This is a genomic window from Variovorax sp. P4_D9 (assembly GCF_056401695.1).
The window spans coordinates 1-18,098 of record NZ_JBFUIU010000001.1 but is presented as its reverse complement, the minus strand read 5'-3'; the positions used below and the strand labels follow the sequence as shown (position 1 = coordinate 18,098).

Here is an 18,098-nt window from a genome sequence, read left to right as displayed (position 1 = left end):
GCGCGTAAAAGCAGCAGACAGCAGAACCTCCCAAAACCGCCGGTGCTTCAAGCCCGGCGGTTTTTTTTTGCCCACGACATCCAGACCCTTCGAAGGAAGCACACATGAGCACGAAAGCCGCCCCGCCCAGCGACACCTGGTACGCGAACGTCGAGAAAACCAGCCGAACCGACGACGAACGCATTAAGGACATCACTGTGTTGCCCCCTCCCGAACATCTGATCCGCTTCTTCCCGATTGCCGGGACGCCGGTGGAGTCGCTGATCACCGGCACCCGCCACGCGATCCACAAAATCATGGCCGGCAAGGACGACCGGCTGCTGGTGATCATGGGCCCGTGCTCGATCCACGACCCGGCCGCCGCGCTCGACTATGCGCGCCGCCTGAAGGCCGAGCGCGACAAGCACGCCGGCACGCTGGAGATCGTGATGCGGGTCTACTTCGAGAAGCCGCGAACCACGGTCGGCTGGAAGGGGCTCATCAACGACCCCTACCTCGACGAAAGCTACCGCATCGACGAAGGTCTGAGGATCGCGCGCCAGCTGCTGATCGACATCAACCGCATGGGGCTGCCGGCCGGCAGTGAATTCCTCGACGTGATCTCGCCGCAGTACATCGGCGACCTGATTTCCTGGGGCGCGATCGGGGCCCGCACCACCGAGAGCCAGGTGCACCGCGAACTGGCCTCGGGCCTGTCGGCGCCGATCGGCTTCAAGAACGGCACCGACGGCAACATCCGGATCGCCACCGACGCGATCCAGGCGGCAGCGCGCGGCCACCACTTCCTCTCGGTGCACAAGAACGGCCAGGTGGCGATCGTGCAGACCAAGGGTAACCGAGACTGCCACGTGATCCTGCGCGGCGGCAAGGCGCCCAACTACGACGCCACCAGCGTCGCCGCGGCCTGCAAGGACCTCGAGGCCGCCAAGCTGCCGCCCAAGCTGATGGTCGACTGCAGCCACGCCAACAGCAGCAAGCAGCACCAGAAGCAGATCGACGTGGCGCGCGACATCGCGGACCAGATCGCCGGGGGCAGCCACAGCGTGTTCGGCCTGATGGTCGAGAGCCATCTGAAGGCCGGGGCGCAGAAATTCACGCCGGGCAAGGACCCGATCGCGGCCCTGGAATACGGCCAGAGCATCACCGATGCCTGCCTGGGCTGGGAGGATTCGACCCAGGTGCTGGACATCCTCTCGCGGGCGGTCAAGAAGCGCCGCGGCTGATGTTGCCCCCACGCTCCCCCACTGCGTGTGGGTCGTTGCCCCCCGAGGGGGCGCCAGGCCGCCTTGGGGCGGCCTGGCGCCGGCCTGGGTTGCCGCTGCTGAACTGAACCTTCAGATCAGCGCGGCCAGGTCGGGCCAGTGGTGGCGCAGCAGCGCGGCTTCGTCGCCGTTGGGCTGCATGAAGGTGAAGTCGTCGAAGTCGAAGCCGGGCCCGACGGTGCAGCTGACCAGCGTGTAGTCGGGGCCCGCCGGCGTCACGATCGGCCGTGCCGCCTGCCACTGGCCGGCGGGCACCGTGTGCTGGGGGCGGGTGCCGTGGACGTCGACCGGGCCGAGGCGCAGGTGGGCGGGTGGCGTGCGCAGTGCCGCGTCGCTCGTCCAGAGCGCCAGCGGGGCGCCTTCGAGATGAATCCACACCTCGTCGGACTGCACCCGGTGCCAGCGCGAATGCTGGTCGGCCTCGAGCAGGAAATAGATGGTGGTGAGCGCATCGCGCGCCGCCCGTCCGTCGGTCGGCATCACCTGTGCGGCCGAGCGGAACATCTCGCGGAACCAGCCGCCTTCGGGATGGGGCTGCAGCTGGAGGGTTTCGATGAGTTGTCGTGCGCGCATAAGGCTCATTGTGGCGCGCGCAGCGCCGTCAGAAGCTTGTCGTGCACGGCACCGAAGCCGCCGTTGCTCATGCACACGATGTGGTCGCCGGGGCGCGCCGCCGCCGCCACCTGCGCGACCAGGGGCTCGATGGCGCCTGCCACCCGGGCCCGGCCGCCCATTGGCGACAGGGCCGCCGCCGCATCCCAGTCGAGGCCGCCGCTGTGGCAGAACGACAGATCGGCGCTCTCCAGGCTCCAGGGCAACTGGRCCGCCATGGTGCCGAGCTTCATGGTGTTGCTGCGGGGCTCGAACACCGCCAGGATGCGGTCTTGCCTGCGGCCGGCGGCGTCGAGCTTCTGGCGCAAGCCGTCGAGGGTGGTGCGGATCGCGGTCGGATGGTGGGCGAAATCGTCGTAGACCGTGATCGTCCCCGGACTGCGCGCCACGCTGCCCCGCAGCTCCATGCGGCGGCGGACGTTGCCGAAGCCGGCCAGCGCCTGGGCCGCTTCGGCCGGCGCGACGCCGACGTGCTCGGCGGCGACGATCGCGGCCAGCCCGTTCATCTGGTTGTGCAGGCCGGAGAGTTCCCATTCGACCCGGCCGACGCGCTCGCCCCGGCGCAGCACGTCGAAGGCGTCGTGCGGTCCCGAGGCCTGCCATTCGCCACCGGCGCCGAAGCGCGCCAGCTCGCTCCAGCAGCCCTGGGCCAATACGCGCTGCAGGCTTTCCTCGGTGGCGTTGACGACCACCCGGCCCCGGCCCGGCACCGTGCGCACCAGGTGGTGGAACTGCCGCTCGATCGCCGCCAGGTCGTCGAAGATGTCGGCGTGGTCGAACTCCAGGTTGTTCAGGATCGCGGTGCGCGGACGGTAGTGGACGAACTTGCTGCGCTTGTCGAAGAACGCGGTGTCGTATTCATCGGCCTCGATCACGAAGGGGGCCGTCGCATCGCGGCCCAGCCGCGCCGAGACGCCGAAGTCGAGCGGCACGCCGCCGACCAGGAAGCCGGGCGCCCGGTCGGCGCGCTCGAGGATCCAGGCCAGCATCGAGGTGGTGGTGGTCTTGCCGTGGGTGCCGGCGACGGCCATCACATGGCGGCCCTGCAGCACCTGTTCGGCCAGCCACTGCGGTCCGCTGCTGTAGGGCGCGCCGGCGTCGAGGATCGCTTCCATCAGCGGAAACTTCGGCTGGCCGTCCGCCAGCCGGGCCCGCGACACCACGTTGCCGACCACGAAGACGTCGGGCTTCAGGGCCAGCTGGTCGGCGCCGAAGCCCTCGATCAGATCGATGCCGAGCGCGCGCAGCTGGTCGCTCATCGGCGGATAGACGCCGGCGTCGCAGCCGGTCACCCGGTGGCCGGCTTCGCGGGCAAGCGCGGCCACCCCCCCCATGAAGGTGCCGCAGATGCCGAGAATATGAATGTGCATCGGTCGATTCTAGGGACGCGCTGGGGCCATCCGCCTGCAATCCGCGCAGTCCGGGCAAAATGCCGCGATGGACACGTCGAAGCAGGAAATTGCCGCCACCGCGGCCCGTCTCGTGGTCGAGGAGGGGCTGGAATACGGGCCCGCCAAGCGCCGCGCGCTGCGCGATCTTGGCTTGCCCACGCGCACCGCGCTGCCGAACAACGACGAGGTCGAGGCCGAGGTCCGCGACTACATCGAGCTATTCTGCGCCGACACCCAGCCGCAGGAACTGCATGCGCTGCGCCTGCTGGCCCTCGAATGGATGGAGCGCATGGCGCAGTTCCGCCCCCATGTGGGCGGCGCCGTCTGGCATGGCACCGCGACGCGGCTGTCGGACATCTATATCCAGTTGTTCTGTGACGATTCGAAATCGGCCGAGATCGCTTTGATCGATCACCATGTCGACTACGAGCCGCGCATGGTCACCGGCTTCCACGGCGAGCAGGTCGAGGCGCTCAGCCTGCATGCCAGCAGTCGCACGCTGGGCGAGGAGGTCGGCGTCCACTTGCTGGTCTACGACCTGGACGACTTGCGTGGGGCGCTCAAGCCCGACTCGCAGGGGCGGGCGCCGCGGGGCAACCTGGCGGCGCTCCGGCGGCTGATGGAAAACAAGAGGGACGGCGGATGAGCGCCGCGCCCGGACGCCCCAAGCAAGCTTGCACCGCAGTGCGAAGCACGAAGGTACTCCAATGAGCCCGAGTTCGACACGGCGCGCCTGGCTCTATGGCGGCGTAGCCGCGGTCGCGGCCGCCGCCGGGATCGGCGGTGCCTGGTGGAAACAGCGCCAGGGCGGCAGCGATGGCGCAGAGACGCTCGACCCGGCCTTCTGGTTGCAGCGATTCGAGCGGCCGGAGGGYGGAGAACTTGCGCTCGAAAGTTTGCGCGGCAAACCCCTGCTGATCAACTTCTGGGCCACCTGGTGTCCGCCCTGCGTCGAGGAAATGCCGATGATCGACGCCTTCTTCCGTGAAAACAACGCCAATGGCTGGCAAGTGATTGGATTGGCCATCGATCAGCCCAGCGCCGTGCGTAAGTTCCTGGCCCGGACGGCGGTCAGCTACCCGATTGGCCTCGCGGGCCTGCAGGGCACCGAACTGGTCAAGCAGCTTGGCAATACGGCGGGCGGGCTGCCCTTCACCCTGGTGGTCGATCCGGGCGGGAGGATCGCGGCGCGTAAAATTGGCAAGCTCGACGCCGCCGACCTGCAATCATGGCGACGGGCATAGTTCACGGCTAGAATCCAGCCCCTATCAATCCGGTAGTTGGCGTTGAAACGCCGAAATAACCGGATCTTCAGGCGAGTTAAATTCAAATGACCGGCAAAGCCGGCGCTGGAGTCCCATGGATCTACGCAAGCTCAAGACACTGATCGACCTGGTGTCCGAATCCAACATTTCCGAGCTGGAAATCACCGAAGCCGAAGGCAAGGTTCGTATCGTCAAGGGCGGTATCGCGGCACCGGTTCAGTACGTCCAGACTCTGGCTGCACCGGCCGTCGTTCAACAGGCTGCCAGCGCGGCACCGGCCATTGCGGCGGCGCCCGCGGCTGCGCCGGCCGAGGCCGCACCGGTGGGCCATGCGATCAAGTCGCCGATGGTCGGCACCTTCTATCGATCTTCGAGCCCGGGCGCCCCGGCCTTCGTGGAGATCGGCAGCCAAGTCAAGGAAGGCGACACGGTCTGCATCATCGAGGCAATGAAGATCCTCAACGAGATCGAGGCCGACAAGTCCGGAACCGTGACCCAGATCCTCGGCGAGAACGGCCAGGCGGTCGAGTACGGCCAGCCGCTGTTCATCATCGAGTGAGCATGTTCAAGAAGATCCTGGTCGCCAACCGCGGCGAGATTGCGCTGCGAATCCAGCGCGCCTGCAGTGAACTGGGCATCAAGGCGGTGATGGTCTATTCCGAAGCCGATCGCGAGGCCAAGTACGTCAAGCTGGCCGAGGAAGCGGTGTGCATCGGCCCCGCGCCGTCCTCGCAGAGCTACCTGAACATGCCCGCCATCATCTCGGCGGCCGAAGTGACCGACTCGGAGGCGATCCATCCGGGCTACGGCTTCCTGAGCGAGAACGCCAACTTCGCCGAGCGCGTCGAGCAGAGCGGCTTCCAGTTCATCGGCCCGACGCCCGAGTCGATCCGCATCATGGGCGACAAGGTGTCGGCCAAGCAGGCGATGATCAAGGCCGGCGTGCCCTGCGTGCCGGGCTCCGAGGGCGAGCTTTCGGACGACGCGAACACCAACAAGCGCATCGCGCGGGCGATCGGCTATCCGGTCATCATCAAGGCCGCAGGCGGTGGCGGCGGGCGCGGCATGCGCGTGGTCCACACCGAGGCGGCGCTGGTCAATGCGATCCAGATGACCAAGGCGGAAGCCGGCGCGGCCTTCAACAATCCCGCCGTCTACATGGAGAAATTCCTCCAGAACCCGCGCCACATCGAGATCCAGATCCTCGCCGACAAGCACAAGAACGCGGTCTACCTGGGCGAGCGCGACTGCTCCATGCAGCGGCGCCACCAGAAGGTGATCGAGGAATCGCCGGCGCCGGGCGTCCCGCGCAAGCTGATCGAGAAGATCGGCGAGCGCTGCGCCGCCGCCTGCAAGAAGATCGGCTACCGCGGTGCCGGCACCTTCGAGTTCCTCTACGAGAACGGCGAGTTCTACTTCATCGAGATGAACACCCGCGTGCAGGTGGAGCATCCGGTGACCGAGTTCACCACCGGCATCGACATCGTGAAGACGCAGATCATGGTGGCGGCGGGCGAGAAGCTGCCCTTCACCCAGCGGCAGATCGAGATGCGCGGCCACGCGATCGAGTGCCGCATCAACGCCGAGGACCCGTACAAGTTCGTGCCCTCGCCGGGGCGCATCACGATGTGGCATCCGCCGGGCGGACCGGGCGTGCGCGTGGACTCCCACGTGTACACCAACTACTTCGTGCCGCCGAACTACGATTCGATGATCGGCAAGATCATCGTCTACGGCGACACGCGGGAACAGGCGATGGCGCGCATGCGCACGGCGCTCAACGAGACCGTGATCGAAGGCATCCAGACCAACATCGCGCTGCATCGCGAACTGATGGTCGACGCCAACTTCATGAACGGCGGCACCAACATCCACTATCTCGAAGAGTGGCTCAGCGCCCACAAGCGCTGAGAGGAATCGCCGTGTTCGAACTTCGCCTGCTGGCACCCGAGGATCTGGTCGAAACCGTCAGCGACGCGCTCGACGCGCTCGATGCGCTGAGCGTCTCGGTCGAGGATGCCGACGCCCAGACCGACGCCGAGCAGGCCCTGTTCGGGGAGCCGGGCATGCCGCCACCCAAGGACGGCTGGCAGCGTTCGCGCGTGATCGCGCTGTTCGCCTCCGAGGCGCTGGCGCGCGAGGCGGCGGCGTTGCTCGAGGCGCAGGATTTCTTCGCCGAATGCCGGCTGTTGGGCCTGGCCGACGTGCCCGAGCAGGACTGGGTTCGTCTGACGCAGTCGCAGTTCGCGCCGGTCGAGATCACGCCCGAGTTCTGGATCGTGCCGACCTGGCACGAACCGCCGGCGCAGGCCCGCCACGTGATCCGGCTCGATCCGGGGCTGGCTTTCGGCACCGGCACGCATCCGACCACGCGCATGTGCCTGCGCTGGATCGCCACGCGCGGCAACCCGGGCGGTAAGCGGGTACTCGACTACGGCTGCGGCTCGGGCATCCTCGCGATCGGGGCCGCCAAGTACGGCGCCGCCGACATCGATGCCGTGGACATCGATCCGGCCGCGGTGGAGTCGACCGAACTCAACGCCGAAGCCAATGGCGTGCAGTTGAAGGCGGGTTTGCCGGACGCATCGTCGGGCCGCTACGACATCGTGCTCGCGAACATCCTCGCGACGCCGCTCAAGGTGCTGGCGCCCCTGCTGTGCGCCCATGTCGCTCCGGGTGGCGCGCTGGTGCTCGCCGGCATCCTCGAGCGCCAGGCCGACGAACTGAAGGCGGCCTACGCGTCCTGCGCATCGCTGGAAGTCACCGACAGCGAGGACGGCTGGATCCTGATGACTGCCAGGCTGTAGCGCGTAGGGTGCCGCCGCCGGCAACCCTACAATCGGCGCCTGATGAGCTTGGTCACCCGCTGCCCCGCGTGCGACACCACATTCAAGGTGGTGCGGGACCAGCTTCGCATCTCCGATGGCTGGGTGCGCTGCGGGCGGTGCAGCCAGGTGTTCGATGCGACCGTCGATCTGCACGAGATGCCGGAAGGCTCCTCGGCGCCGGCAGTGCCCGAGCCCGAGCCCGAGCGGGAACTCGAGCCCGAGCGGGAATCCGAGCCCACAGCTGAAGCGCCCGAAGCGGTCGACGCTCCCGAGCAGGACATCGCCGAGAGCGATTTCCTCGACGAGGAGTCGGGCCCGGTGCCGCTGACCGAGGTGCCGGCCTTCCCGGTTGCCAGCTCGCTCTCGTGGCCCGATCCGGATTCGCTGCTGCTCGGTGAGCAGGGCCGCACGGCGGTTCGTCCGCCGGCAGCGCCGCCGCTGTCGTTCCCGGACATCGATCTCACGCTGCCCGCGCGCCCTGCGATGCTGGCCAGTGCCAGCGAGGCGGCAGCGCCGGAGTTCGACGATTCCGGCCATGCGCAACTACAGAAGGCGCTGCGCCGTGCGCGCGCCAAGGCCGCCAAGGTCGCGAAGGCAAGAGCCAGGGGACAGGGGGGCACGCAGGCCGAGGTCGCGCCGGTGGTGCTGGCTGCGAGCGAGGCCGAGCAGGCAGCGGGTCCGGCGCTTCTGGTCGTTCCGACACCCGGCTTCCTGGGCGTCGACCAAGGTCCTTCCTGGTGGCACCGCTCCGCGGTGCGGCGTTGGCTGGTCGTCGCGGCCGTGCTGGCGGCGCTCTTGCTGATCGCCCAGGTGCTGCGCCACGAGCGCGACCTGATCGCAGCGCGTCAGCCTGCATTGCGCCCGCTCCTGGAGACGCTGTGCCGGGTGACCGGTTGCGAGCTTTCGGCCCTGCGGCAGATCAACGACATCAAGATCGACGGCGCTTCGTTCGCGCGCGACAAGAGCGGCGACGGCTTCCAGCTCGACTTCACGGTGCGCAATGTCGCCGGGGTGCCGCTCGCGATGCCGGCGGTCGAACTGTCGCTGCTCGACACTCAGGAGCGGGCCGTGGTGCGGCGCGTGCTCATGGCCCGCGACTTCGGTGCGCCGGCCGTGCTGCCGGCGCGCGCCGAGCGCTCGGCATCGCTGTCCCTCAACCTCAGCGGCGCCGAAGCGGCGTCCATGCCGCCGGTCGCCGGCTTTCGCATCGAGGCGCTCTATCCCTGAGCGCCTCGACCTTCCAGCTTCTTCAATCCAACCAGTGACCTCCCATGGCAGCAGTGATTTGCGGTTCGCTCGCGTTCGACACCATCATGACTTTCGAGGGGCGGTTCGCGGACCAGATCCTTCCGGACCAGTTGCACATCCTCAACGTGTCCTTCCTGGTGCCCGGGCTGCGGCGCGACTTCGGCGGCTGTGCCGGCAACATCGCCTACAGCCTCAATGCACTGGGCGGCACGGCGTTGCCGATGGCGACAGTCGGCAGCGACGGCGCCGACTACCTCGAGCGCCTGCGCTCGCTGGGCATCAGCACCGAGTTCGTGCGACAGGTCGACCACACCTTCACGGCCCAGGCCATGATCATGAACGACCGCGACAACAATCAGATCACGGCCTTCCATCCGGGCGCGATGCAGCAGGCGCACATCACGAAGGTCGCCGCCCGCGAGGACATCCGGCTCGGCATCGTGGCACCCGACGGCCGCGATGCGATGCTGCAGCATGCCGAGCAGTTCAAGGCGGCCGGCATTCCCTTCGTCTTCGATCCGGGGCAGGGCCTGCCGATGTTCGACGGCAAGGAACTGGCGCACTTCGTCGACCTGGCAAGCTGGGTGGTGGTCAACGACTACGAGGGCAAGATGCTGTCGCAGCGCACCGGCTGGAGCCTGGCGGAGATCTCGAAGCGGGTGCGCGGCCTGGTCGTGACTCTGGCGGCGGAGGGCTGCGAGGTCTGGACCCAGGGTGAGCGTGAACATGTGCCGGCCGTCACGCCCGAGGCAGTGGTCGAGCCGACCGGATGCGGCGACGCCTGGCGTGGTGCCTTGCTGTTCGGTCTCGAGCAGGGCTGGCCGCTGGGGCGCTGCGCCGCCCTCGGCAATCATCTGGGATCGCTCAAGATCGCCCAGCGCGGTCCGCAGAACTATCAGGTCGACCGCAAGGCACTCGGAATCTAGTCCCTCCCCCGAAGCGCCTTCAGCGCTCCCCCTCAAGGGGGCGATACCAGCGGCCTGGCAAAAGCCAGTTCCGCGGTATCCCTGGATTGGAGCTGCCGCTCATGCGCCGCAGCGAAGCGCCATGAAAAAAGCCCGGCATCTTGCGATGCCGGGCTTGTGCCATCAAGGCCGCTCAGAGACTCAGGGCTTGCTGGCCGTCGGGAACGGCCAGGCAGCCTGCGGGTTCAGCGTCGTTTGCGCAGCAGGAGCAGGCGCTACGGCAGCCTTGGCGGGCGCTTTCGCGGCCTTCTTGGCAGCGGGCTTCTTCGCGGCTTTCTTGGCAGCGGGCTTTTTCGCTGCAGCCTTTTTCGCCGGGGCCTTCTTCGCTGCGGCCTTCTTCGCCGGGGCCTTCTTCGCTGCGGCCTTCTTGGCAGGCGCCTTCTTCGCCGGAGCCTTCTTGGCCGCTACCTTCTTGGCGGGGGCCTTCTTTGCCGGCGCCTTCTTGGCGGCGACCTTCTTGGCCGCAACCTTCTTCGCCGGGGCCTTCTTTGCAGCGACCTTCTTTGCCGGGGCCTTCTTCGCCACTACCTTCTTGACAGCGACCTTCTTTGCCGGGGCCTTCTTTGCAGCGGCTTTCTTAGCCGGCGCTTTCTTTGCAGTTGCCATTTCTATTTCTCCTTGATCAAGTTGAAAAAATCAACCTTTTGAAGCACTCCACGCATGTTGGTCAGCGTGAAGCGATTCATGGCGTTGGAACGGATTCCAGCACCATGAACACCTGCGCCCTCAGCGATGCCGCACTCTCCGGTGCCGTGTCTCGCTGAGCGCTTTTTCTGAATTCACTTTGTTCTTGTCGGAAAGCTTCAATCCCAGGAGAGCGCACCACCCGACTGATACTCGATCACGCGGGTTTCGAAGAAGTTGCGCTCTTTCTTCAGGTCAATCATTTCGCTCATCCAGGGGAACGGGTTTTCCTCGTTCGGGAAGAGCGTTTCGAGGCCGATCTGCTGCGCGCGCCGGTTGGCGATGTAGCGCAGGTAGCCCTTGAACATGGAGGCGTTCATGCCGAGCACGCCACGCGGCATGGYGTCTTCGGCGTACTTGTACTCGAGCTCGACGGCCTTCATGAAGAGGGCCTTGATCTCGGCCTTGAACTCTGCCGTCCAGAGCTGAGGATTCTCGAGCTTGAGCTGATTGATCAGGTCGATGCCGAAATTGCAGTGCATCGATTCGTCGCGCAGGATGTACTGGTACTGCTCGGCGGCGCCGGTCATCTTGTTCTGGCGGCCGAGCGCGAGGATCTGCGTGAAGCCGACGTAGAAGAACAGGCCTTCCATCAGGCAGGCGAAGACGATCAGCGACTTGAGCAAGGTCTGGTCGGTCTCGTGCGTGCCGGTGCGGAAGTTCGGGTCGCTGATGGCGTCGATGAACGGGATCAGGAACTSGTCCTTSTCRCGGATYGACKGCACTTCGTTGTAGGCGTTGAAGATCTCGCTCTCGTCCAGGCCGAGCGACTCGACGATGTACTGGTAGGCGTGCGTGTGGATCGCTTCCTCGAAGGCCTGGCGCAGCAGGAACTGGCGGCATTCGGGCGCCGTGATGTGGCGGTAGGTGCCCAGCACGATGTTGTTCGCGGCCAGCGAGTCGGCGGTCACGAAGAAGCCGAGGTTGCGCTTGACGATGCGGCGCTCGTCTTCGGTCAGGCCGTTCGGGTCTTTCCAGAGCGCGATGTCGCGCGTCATGTTCACTTCCTGTGGCATCCAGTGGTTGGCGCAGGTGGCAAGGTACTTTTCCCAGGCCCACTTGTACTTGAACGGCACCAGCTGGTTGACGTCGGTCTGGCCGTTGATGATGCGCTTGTCGGCCGCCTTGACGCGGTGCGCGGCGGGCGCGATCGGCGCGGCAGGCTGCGAGGCCGGTGCCGGTCGCAGCGATGCGCCGTCGTCGAGCGTGCGCATCGCGGGGGAAGCTTGAGGGGCAATTTGCGAAGTCGGGAACTCCGACGAGCGGGCGATTGGCGCGCCGCTGTTCGATGTGTGCCGCAGTCCTTGCTGCAGATCCTTTGGCAAGGAGGGCTTGACTTCTTCGTCCCAGGTCAACATAGAAAAATCCAATGCTCAAATTATGTGAGCAACGATGTGAGTTGCAAAGTGCTCCTCACATCGCGCTTCAATTATGTGGTCGTTATGTTGTTCGCATGCATCGCAATTTGTCGGTCGATGCCGCGAACTGCGACAACTTCACGCCGACATCACTGGCAGGCTTCGCAGGTCGGGTCGTCGACACCGCAGAACGCGATGTCGGTCGCGGGCATCGCGCTCAACTGCGCTTGCGCTGCGAGCGCCGCCACTTCGAGTGCGCTCATGCCCGACGATGCATCGCCGCTGCCCGACGACACTGCGTTCAAGCGACCCGATTGCACGGTCGATTTCTCGGCGTGCGTCGCGCTCTGCGTGCGCAGGTAGTAGGTGGTCTTGAGACCGCGCAGCCAGGCCAGCTTGTAGGTGTCGTCGAGCTTCTTGCCCGATGCGCCGGCCATGTAGATGTTGAGCGACTGCGCCTGGTCGATCCACTTCTGGCGCCGCGCCGCGGCCTCGACCAGCCAGGTGGTCTCGACTTCGAAGGCGGTTGCGTAGAGCGCCTTAACGTCCTGCGGCACGCGATCGATCGGGCGCAGCGAGCCGTCGAAGTGCTTCAGGTCCATCACCATCACGTCGTCCCACAGGCCAAGGCGCTTGAGGTCACGCACCAGGTAGTGGTTGATGACCGTGAACTCGCCCGACAGGTTCGACTTGACCGACAGGTTGCCGAAGCAGGGTTCGATCGAGGCGTCGACGCCGATGATGTTCGAGATGGTCGCGGTCGGTGCGATGGCGACGCAGTTCGAGTTGCGCATGCCGTCGGCCTTGATCTTCTGGCGCAGCGCGTCCCAGTCGAGGGTGGCCGAGCGGTCGACCTCGACGTAGCCGCCGCGGGCCTTCTCGAGCAGGTCGAGTGTGTCGGGCGGCAGCACGCCCTTGTCCCACAGCGAGCCCTTGTAGCTCGAGTACTTGCCGCGTTCGCGCGCCAGCTCGGTCGAGGCCCAGTAGGCGTGGTAGCAGATCGCTTCCATCGATTCGTCGGCGAACTGCACGGCTTCCTGCGAGGCGTAGGGGATGCGCAGTTCGTACAGCGCGTCCTGGAAGCCCATCAGGCCGAGGCCGACCGGGCGGTGCCGCAGGTTGGAGTCGCGCGCCTTCTTGACCGCGTAGTAATTGATGTCGATCACGTTGTCGAGCATCCGCATCGCGGTCGCGATGGTGCGCTGGAGCTTGGCCTGATCGACCTTGCCGTCCTTCAGGTGCTGCAGCAGGTTGACCGAGCCGAGGTTGCAGACCGCGGTTTCGGTGTCGCTGGTGTTCAGCGTGATCTCGGTGCAGAGGTTCGACGAATGGACCACGCCGGCGTGCTGCTGCGGCGAGCGCACGTTGCAGGCGTCCTTGAAGGTGATCCAGGGATGGCCGGTCTCGAACAGCATCGTGAGCATCTTGCGCCACAGGTCGGTGGCCTGCAGGGTGCGGCTGGGCTTGATCTCGCCGCGCGCGGCCTTTTCTTCGTAGGCCACGTAGGCGGTCTCGAAGTCGAGGCCGAACTTGTCGTGCAGATCGGGCACGTTGGACGGCGAGAACAGGGTCCAGCTGCCCTTTTCCATCACGCGGCGCATGAACAGGTCGGGGATCCAGTTGGCGGTGTTCATGTCGTGCGTGCGGCGGCGGTCGTCGCCGGTGTTCTTGCGCAGCTCGAGGAATTCCTCGATGTCGAGGTGCCAGGTTTCCAGGTAGGTGCAGACCGCGCCCTTGCGCTTGCCGCCCTGGTTGACCGCCACCGCGGTGTCGTTGACCACCTTGAGGAAGGGCACGACGCCCTGCGATTCGCCGTTGGTGCCCTTGATATGGCTGCCGAGCGCGCGCACGCGGGTCCAGTCGTTGCCCAGGCCGCCGGCGAACTTCGACAGCAGCGCGTTTTCCTTGATCGACTCGTAGATGCCGTCGAGGTCGTCGGGCACGGTGGTGAGGTAGCAGCTCGACAGCTGCGAGCGCAGGGTGCCGCTGTTGAACAGGGTCGGCGTGCTCGACATGAAGTCGAACGAGGACATCACCTCGTAGAACTCGATGGCGCGGGCTTCGCGGTCGATCTCGTTGAGCGACAGGCCCATCGCGACGCGCATGAAGAAGGCCTGCGGCAGCTCGATGCGCGACTTGCGCACGTGCAGGAAGTAGCGGTCGTAGAGCGTCTGCAGGCCGAGGTAGTCGAACTGCAGGTCGCGCTCGGGCTTGAGGGCGGCGCCCAGGCGGGCCAAGTCGAACTGCAGCAGCTTCTCGTCGAGCAGCTCGTTGTCGACGCCCTTCTTGATGAAGTGCGGGAAGTAGTCGGCGTAGGCCTGGGCCCGTTCGGCCAGCGGCACTTCGCGGCCGATGACTTCCTTGAAGATCGTGTGCAACAGCAGGCGGGCGGTGGCGAAGGTGTAGTCGGGGTCTTTCTCGATCAGCGTGCGGGCCGCCAGGATCGAGGCCTTGTAGACCTCGTCGAGCGGCACGCCGTCGTAGAGGTTGCGCATCGTCTCGGCCACGATCGGGCTGGCCGTGATGCTGTCGCCGAGGCCGACGCAGGCCGATTCGATCAGGTCCTTGAGGTCGTTGAGGTCGAGCGCGACGCGCTCGCCGCGGTCCAGCACGTGCAGCGTGGAGACCGCGATCGGCGCGTCCTGTTCGCCCTGCTTCAGACGCTCCTGGCTGCGGCGCTCGCGGTAGAGCACGTAGGCACGGGCGATCTCGTGGTGGCCGCCGCGCATCAGGCCGAGCTCGTCCTGGTCCTGCACGTCCTCGATGTGGAAGGTGCCGCCGCCCGGACGCGAGCGCACCATGGCGCGGACCACGGCCTGGGTCAGGGTGTCGACCGTCTCGCGCACGCTGGCGGAGGCCGCGCCCTGGGTGCCGTGCACCGCGAGGAAGGCCTTCATCATCGCGATCGCGATCTTGTTCGGCTCGAAGGGCACCACCGCGCCGTTGCGGCGGATGATCTGGTAGTGGGCCAGCGCATTGCCGGTGGGCGAGCCGGCGACGTCGCGCTGCTGCGGCGTCGAGGAAACAGCGCGGGAGGCGGAGGGGGTGTTCAGGGCAGTTTGCATGCGATCCTCGGTTGGCTTTCTTGTTCGGGCGGCGGTGCCAGTGCGGCCATGGTTTTGGGCGTTGGGCGCCGGGCAGGGCACACTATATCTAGGGTCTCACGGGCCTACAACCCACTAGATGTAGTGTTTTCTACGAATATCAACGATTGTGAAAATGGCCCCGGGGAGGCCGGATCGCGCTTCTGCCCCGTGGCCGTTGAACGACGGTAGCGCAGCCCGCGGCTGGCGGGCGTTTCCGCTGCTTTTGAGCCTGGAAAGCGCATGGTTGCTACGCCTGAACAGCGGCAGGGCCGTCGCAGCCACGTCGGTTCAGCGACGCATCGCGTGCCGCCGGCCGATTGAAAAAAACTAGCGGCCTATCGCGCCCGGCGGAAGCATGGCGGGGTCCCAGCCTAGTTGCGCCTGCAGCAGCTGCCAGTCGAAGCCGGCGCCGGGGTCCTCCTTGCGGCCCGGCGCGATGTGCTGATGGCCGGCGATGTAGCGGATCGCATGGCGCTGCGCGATTGCGGGACACAGGCTGGTCAGGGTTTCGTATTGCGCGGGTTCGAACGGCCCGCCCTCGATGCCCTCGAGTTCGATGCCAATCGAATCATCGTTGCAATTGGCGCGGCCACGCCAGAAGGACGCACCGGCATGCCAGGCACGGTCGTCACAGCTGACGAATTGCCACAGCTCGCCGTTGCGCCGCACATAGAAGTGCGCCGACACCTCGAGGCCGCGGATGCTGCCGAAATAAGGGTGCGCATCCCAGTCGAGGCGATTCGTGAAGAGTTGCTGGACCTCGTCGCCGCCGTATTGGCCGGGCGGCAGGCTGATCGAATGCAGCACGATCAGATCGATCTCGGCCTCTGCAGGGCGCGGCCCGAAGTTGGGCGAGCGAAGGGTCCGCGCGAAGCGATACCAGCCGTTCTTCCAGAGACCGGCGGGGGCTTCGGCTTCAGTCGTCGACGCCGAAGCCATGGGGGTCGTCGCCGTTCGGGGTCGCGATGCCCAGGCGTGCGATCCGGTAGCGGATCTGGCGCAGGCTCAGGCCGAGCCGGGCCGCTGCGGCGGTGCGGTTGAAGCCGGTCTCTTGCAGCGCCCGGACCAGGATCTCGCGCTCTTGCTGGTCGAGGTAGCTCTGCAGGTCGCTGGGCACTTCGGGCGCCGCCTTCGACGGCGCGGGCGTGGCGGAGGCGGGCGCGGACAGGTAGGCCGGCGGCGCGGGTTCCGACAACTGCGCTTCGGCCGGCAGCGTCGTGCTGCCGGCGAAGTCGAGGTGCAGCATGTCGCCGTCGCTCAAGGCCACGGCGCGGTGCAGCAGGTTCTCGAGTTCGCGCACGTTGCCATGGAGCGGATGCTCCGACAGCCGCTGCAGCACCTCGGTCGACAGCGTCGGCACCGGCATGCCGGAGTCGCGCGCGATGCGCGCCAGCAAGGCCTTGCACAGCGCCGGCAGGTCGCCGCGGCGCTCGCGCAGGGCCGGCACCGCGATCTCGATCACGTTGAGGCGGTAGAAAAGATCTTGCCGGAACCGGCTGGCCTGCACCTCGGCCTGCAAGTCCTTGTGGGTCGCGCTGACGATTCGAACGTCGACTGCGTCCTCCTGGGTCGAGCCGATCGGCCGCACGCTGCGCTCCTGGATCGCGCGCAGCAGCTTGGATTGCATCGCCAGCGGCAGGTCGCCGATTTCGTCGAGGAACAGCGTGCCGCCGCGGGCGGCCTGGAAATAGCCGTCGCGATCTTGCGAGGATCCGGTGTAGGAGCCCTTGCGGGCGCCGAAGAACTCGGCCTCGAGCAGGTTCTCGGGAATGGCGCCGCAGTTGACCGCGACAAAGGGGCCGTCGCTGCGCTGGCTGCAGGCGTGCACGGCGCGGGCGACCAGTTCCTTGCCGGTACCGGATTCGCCGCGCACCAGAACCGGGGCCATGCCGCGCGCCACCTTGGCGATGCGCGCCTTGACGATGCGCATCGGTTCCGAGTCGCCGACCAGGCGCTCGAGCGCGGCCGCGCCGCCGCTGCCGATCGGGATGGCGATCCTGACGCCGTCCTCGGCCCGTTCGTCGACCGGCCGCGCGACGCTGGTGCTGCCCCACTGCGCGGTGGCCCGCACCGCGGAAGCGACCACGGTCCGGAACTGCTTCAGATCGACCGGCTTGGTCAGGTAGTCGAAGGCGCCGGCCTTGAGGGCCTCGACCGCGTTCTCGGCCGAGCCGTAGGCGGTCATCACGACGCAGCGCTCGCTGCGCTGGTCCTGCTGGATCCGCTGCAGGATCTGCATGCCGAGCCCGTCGGGCAGGCGCATGTCGGTGATCACGGCATCGAAGCGGCCGGCGTCCAGGTGCTGCGAGGCCTCGGCGACGCTGCCGGCGGCCTCGACCCGGTAGCCTTCGCGCAACAGCGTGAGTTCGTAGAGCGTGCGCAGGTCGGGCTCGTCGTCGACGACCAGGATCTGGGCGGGGCGCGATGCGGACGGGTTGGGTGTGCTCACGCGGCTATTGTGTCAGCCGGGTCTCGGCCGCGGCAAACGAAACGAAGAACTCGTTACCTTCGGCGCCCGATGCCGACAGCGCGCGGCGCTCGTAGCCGATGGTGGCGCCGTGCCGCTCGCACAGTTCCCGACATAGAAAAAGGCCCAGTCCGCTCGAACGGCTCTCGGAGGAGAAGAAGGGCTCGAACAGATGCCGCTGCACCGCTGGTTCGAGCGGCGCGCCGTCGCTCCAGATCTGCAGCGTGGCCCGGCCGGCGGCATTGAGCCGGGTCGTGACCTGGATCGAGCCGTCGCGGTCCCCCGCGTAGCGGGCCGCGTTGTCGAGCAGGTTCACGAGGATGCGGCGCAGGTGCTCGACGTCGAAGCGGACGTCGCTGCCGGGGGCGTCGAGCGCCAGCACGACGCCCTGGCGCTGCGAATGCAGCACCCATTCCTCGGCCAGCGTGCGCACGGTGGCATCGAGCGACAGCTGTTCGCCGAGCGGCAGCACGCGCTGCTGGCGAGCTCGCGCGACATCAAGCACGTCGTCGACGATCCGCGCCAGGCGCTGCGCGTTCTGCTGCACCATGGTCGTCAACTGGCGATGCGCCGGATCGACCAGGTCCTCGGCCAGCAGCGCGCTGGCCTGTGTGATGGCGGCCAACGGATTGCGGATCTCGTGCGCCACCGCGGCCGACATGCGGCCCATGGCGGCCAGCTTCTCGGTGCGGATGCGGGCCTCGAGTTCGCGCAGGTCCTGCAGGAACATCACGCAGAGGCTGTCGGAGTTCGGGTCGAGCGAGCGGGTCAGGCGCGTGCGCACGCGCACTTCGCGCGCCGCCCCCTGGGACTGGGCGAGCGGGATCTCCTTCGACTGTGGCGTGCGCCGCGCAAAGGTCTGTTGTGCCAGCGCGGCCAGCGAGACCCAGGCCGGATGGGCAGCGAGCATGAAGGGCAGCTCGATCCGGACC

Annotated in this window: 16 protein-coding genes; 8 read left to right on the top strand and 8 right to left on the bottom strand. The window is 66.9% G+C overall.

Translation table 11 applies throughout. The annotated features are described in order from the left end of the window. Positions 1–104 precede the first annotated feature (104 nt). The gene (locus AC1DY5_RS00080) at positions 105–1,223 is read left to right on the top strand and encodes a 3-deoxy-7-phosphoheptulonate synthase (protein WP_478107127.1); all 1,119 of its coding nucleotides are present in this window, start codon (positions 105–107) and stop codon (positions 1,221–1,223) included. 111 nt (positions 1,224–1,334) lie between these two features. Here AC1DY5_RS00080 and AC1DY5_RS00075 read toward each other — a convergent pair whose 3' ends face one another. Together AC1DY5_RS00075 and mpl are read right to left on the bottom strand one after the other, a co-directional pair. Then, on the bottom strand, positions 1,335–1,844 hold the full coding sequence (locus tag AC1DY5_RS00075) for a cupin domain-containing protein (protein ID WP_478107125.1): 510 nt from the start codon (positions 1,842–1,844) through the stop codon (positions 1,335–1,337). Next, a complete protein-coding gene (gene mpl, locus AC1DY5_RS00070) occupies positions 1,841–3,244 on the bottom strand; it encodes a UDP-N-acetylmuramate:L-alanyl-gamma-D-glutamyl-meso-diaminopimelate ligase (RefSeq protein WP_478107123.1) in 1,404 nt (467 codons plus the stop codon). Before mpl ends, AC1DY5_RS00075 begins: the two co-directional genes overlap by 4 nt. A 67-nt stretch (positions 3,245–3,311) precedes the next feature. Between mpl and AC1DY5_RS00065 the strand changes: the two genes are divergently transcribed. From AC1DY5_RS00065 to AC1DY5_RS00035, 7 genes are all read left to right on the top strand, one after another. Next, entirely contained in the window at positions 3,312–3,911 is a 600-nt protein-coding gene (locus tag AC1DY5_RS00065; protein ID WP_478107121.1) for a hypothetical protein, read from the top strand. A 61-nt stretch (positions 3,912–3,972) separates the two neighbouring features. Beyond that, positions 3,973–4,509 carry a TlpA family protein disulfide reductase gene (locus tag AC1DY5_RS00060; RefSeq protein ID WP_478107119.1) on the top strand — a complete coding sequence of 179 codons (537 nt, stop codon included), beginning with the start codon at positions 3,973–3,975 and terminating at the stop codon, positions 4,507–4,509. Positions 4,510–4,624: 115 nt separating this feature from the next. Further along, the gene (accB, locus tag AC1DY5_RS00055; RefSeq protein WP_478107115.1) at positions 4,625–5,089 is read left to right on the top strand and encodes an acetyl-CoA carboxylase biotin carboxyl carrier protein; all 465 of its coding nucleotides are present in this window, start codon (positions 4,625–4,627) and stop codon (positions 5,087–5,089) included. 2 nt (positions 5,090–5,091) lie between these two features. Continuing rightward, the gene (gene accC / locus AC1DY5_RS00050; RefSeq protein ID WP_478107114.1) at positions 5,092–6,441 is read left to right on the top strand and encodes an acetyl-CoA carboxylase biotin carboxylase subunit; all 1,350 of its coding nucleotides are present in this window, start codon (positions 5,092–5,094) and stop codon (positions 6,439–6,441) included. A gap of 11 nt (positions 6,442–6,452) precedes the next feature. Further along, entirely contained in the window at positions 6,453–7,337 is an 885-nt protein-coding gene (gene prmA / locus AC1DY5_RS00045; RefSeq protein ID WP_478107112.1) for a 50S ribosomal protein L11 methyltransferase, read from the top strand. A gap of 42 nt (positions 7,338–7,379) precedes the next feature. Continuing rightward, positions 7,380–8,585 (top strand): zinc-ribbon and DUF3426 domain-containing protein, encoded by a 1,206-nt coding sequence (locus AC1DY5_RS00040; RefSeq protein WP_478107110.1) that lies wholly within the window; start codon positions 7,380–7,382, stop codon positions 8,583–8,585. Between the two features lie 44 nt (positions 8,586–8,629). Next, entirely contained in the window at positions 8,630–9,532 is a 903-nt protein-coding gene (locus AC1DY5_RS00035; protein ID WP_478107108.1) for a carbohydrate kinase family protein, read from the top strand. A 180-nt stretch (positions 9,533–9,712) separates the two neighbouring features. Here the strand turns inward: AC1DY5_RS00035 and AC1DY5_RS00030 are convergent, their stop codons facing one another. The 6 genes from AC1DY5_RS00030 to AC1DY5_RS00005 form a co-directional block, all read right to left on the bottom strand. After that, on the bottom strand, positions 9,713–10,177 hold the full coding sequence (locus AC1DY5_RS00030; RefSeq protein ID WP_478107106.1) for a histone H1-like DNA-binding protein: 465 nt from the start codon (positions 10,175–10,177) through the stop codon (positions 9,713–9,715). Between the two features lie 197 nt (positions 10,178–10,374). After that, a complete protein-coding gene (locus AC1DY5_RS00025) occupies positions 10,375–11,613 on the bottom strand; it encodes a ribonucleotide-diphosphate reductase subunit beta (protein ID WP_478107104.1) in 1,239 nt (412 codons plus the stop codon). Positions 11,614–11,762: 149 nt separating this feature from the next. Beyond that, a complete protein-coding gene (locus AC1DY5_RS00020) occupies positions 11,763–14,678 on the bottom strand; it encodes a ribonucleoside-diphosphate reductase subunit alpha (protein WP_478107102.1) in 2,916 nt (971 codons plus the stop codon). A 348-nt stretch (positions 14,679–15,026) separates the two neighbouring features. After that, positions 15,027–15,638 carry a 1,6-anhydro-N-acetylmuramyl-L-alanine amidase AmpD gene (gene ampD, locus AC1DY5_RS00015; protein WP_478107100.1) on the bottom strand — a complete coding sequence of 204 codons (612 nt, stop codon included), beginning with the start codon at positions 15,636–15,638 and terminating at the stop codon, positions 15,027–15,029. Next, positions 15,616–17,148, bottom strand: coding sequence for a sigma-54-dependent transcriptional regulator (locus AC1DY5_RS00010; RefSeq protein WP_478107098.1), 1,533 nt, complete (start codon positions 17,146–17,148; stop codon positions 15,616–15,618). The genes ampD and AC1DY5_RS00010 overlap by 23 nt, the downstream gene beginning before the upstream one ends. A gap of 4 nt (positions 17,149–17,152) precedes the next feature. Further along, on the bottom strand, positions 17,153–18,098 hold a 946-nt coding region (locus AC1DY5_RS00005; protein WP_478107096.1), incomplete at its 5' end, for a sensor histidine kinase.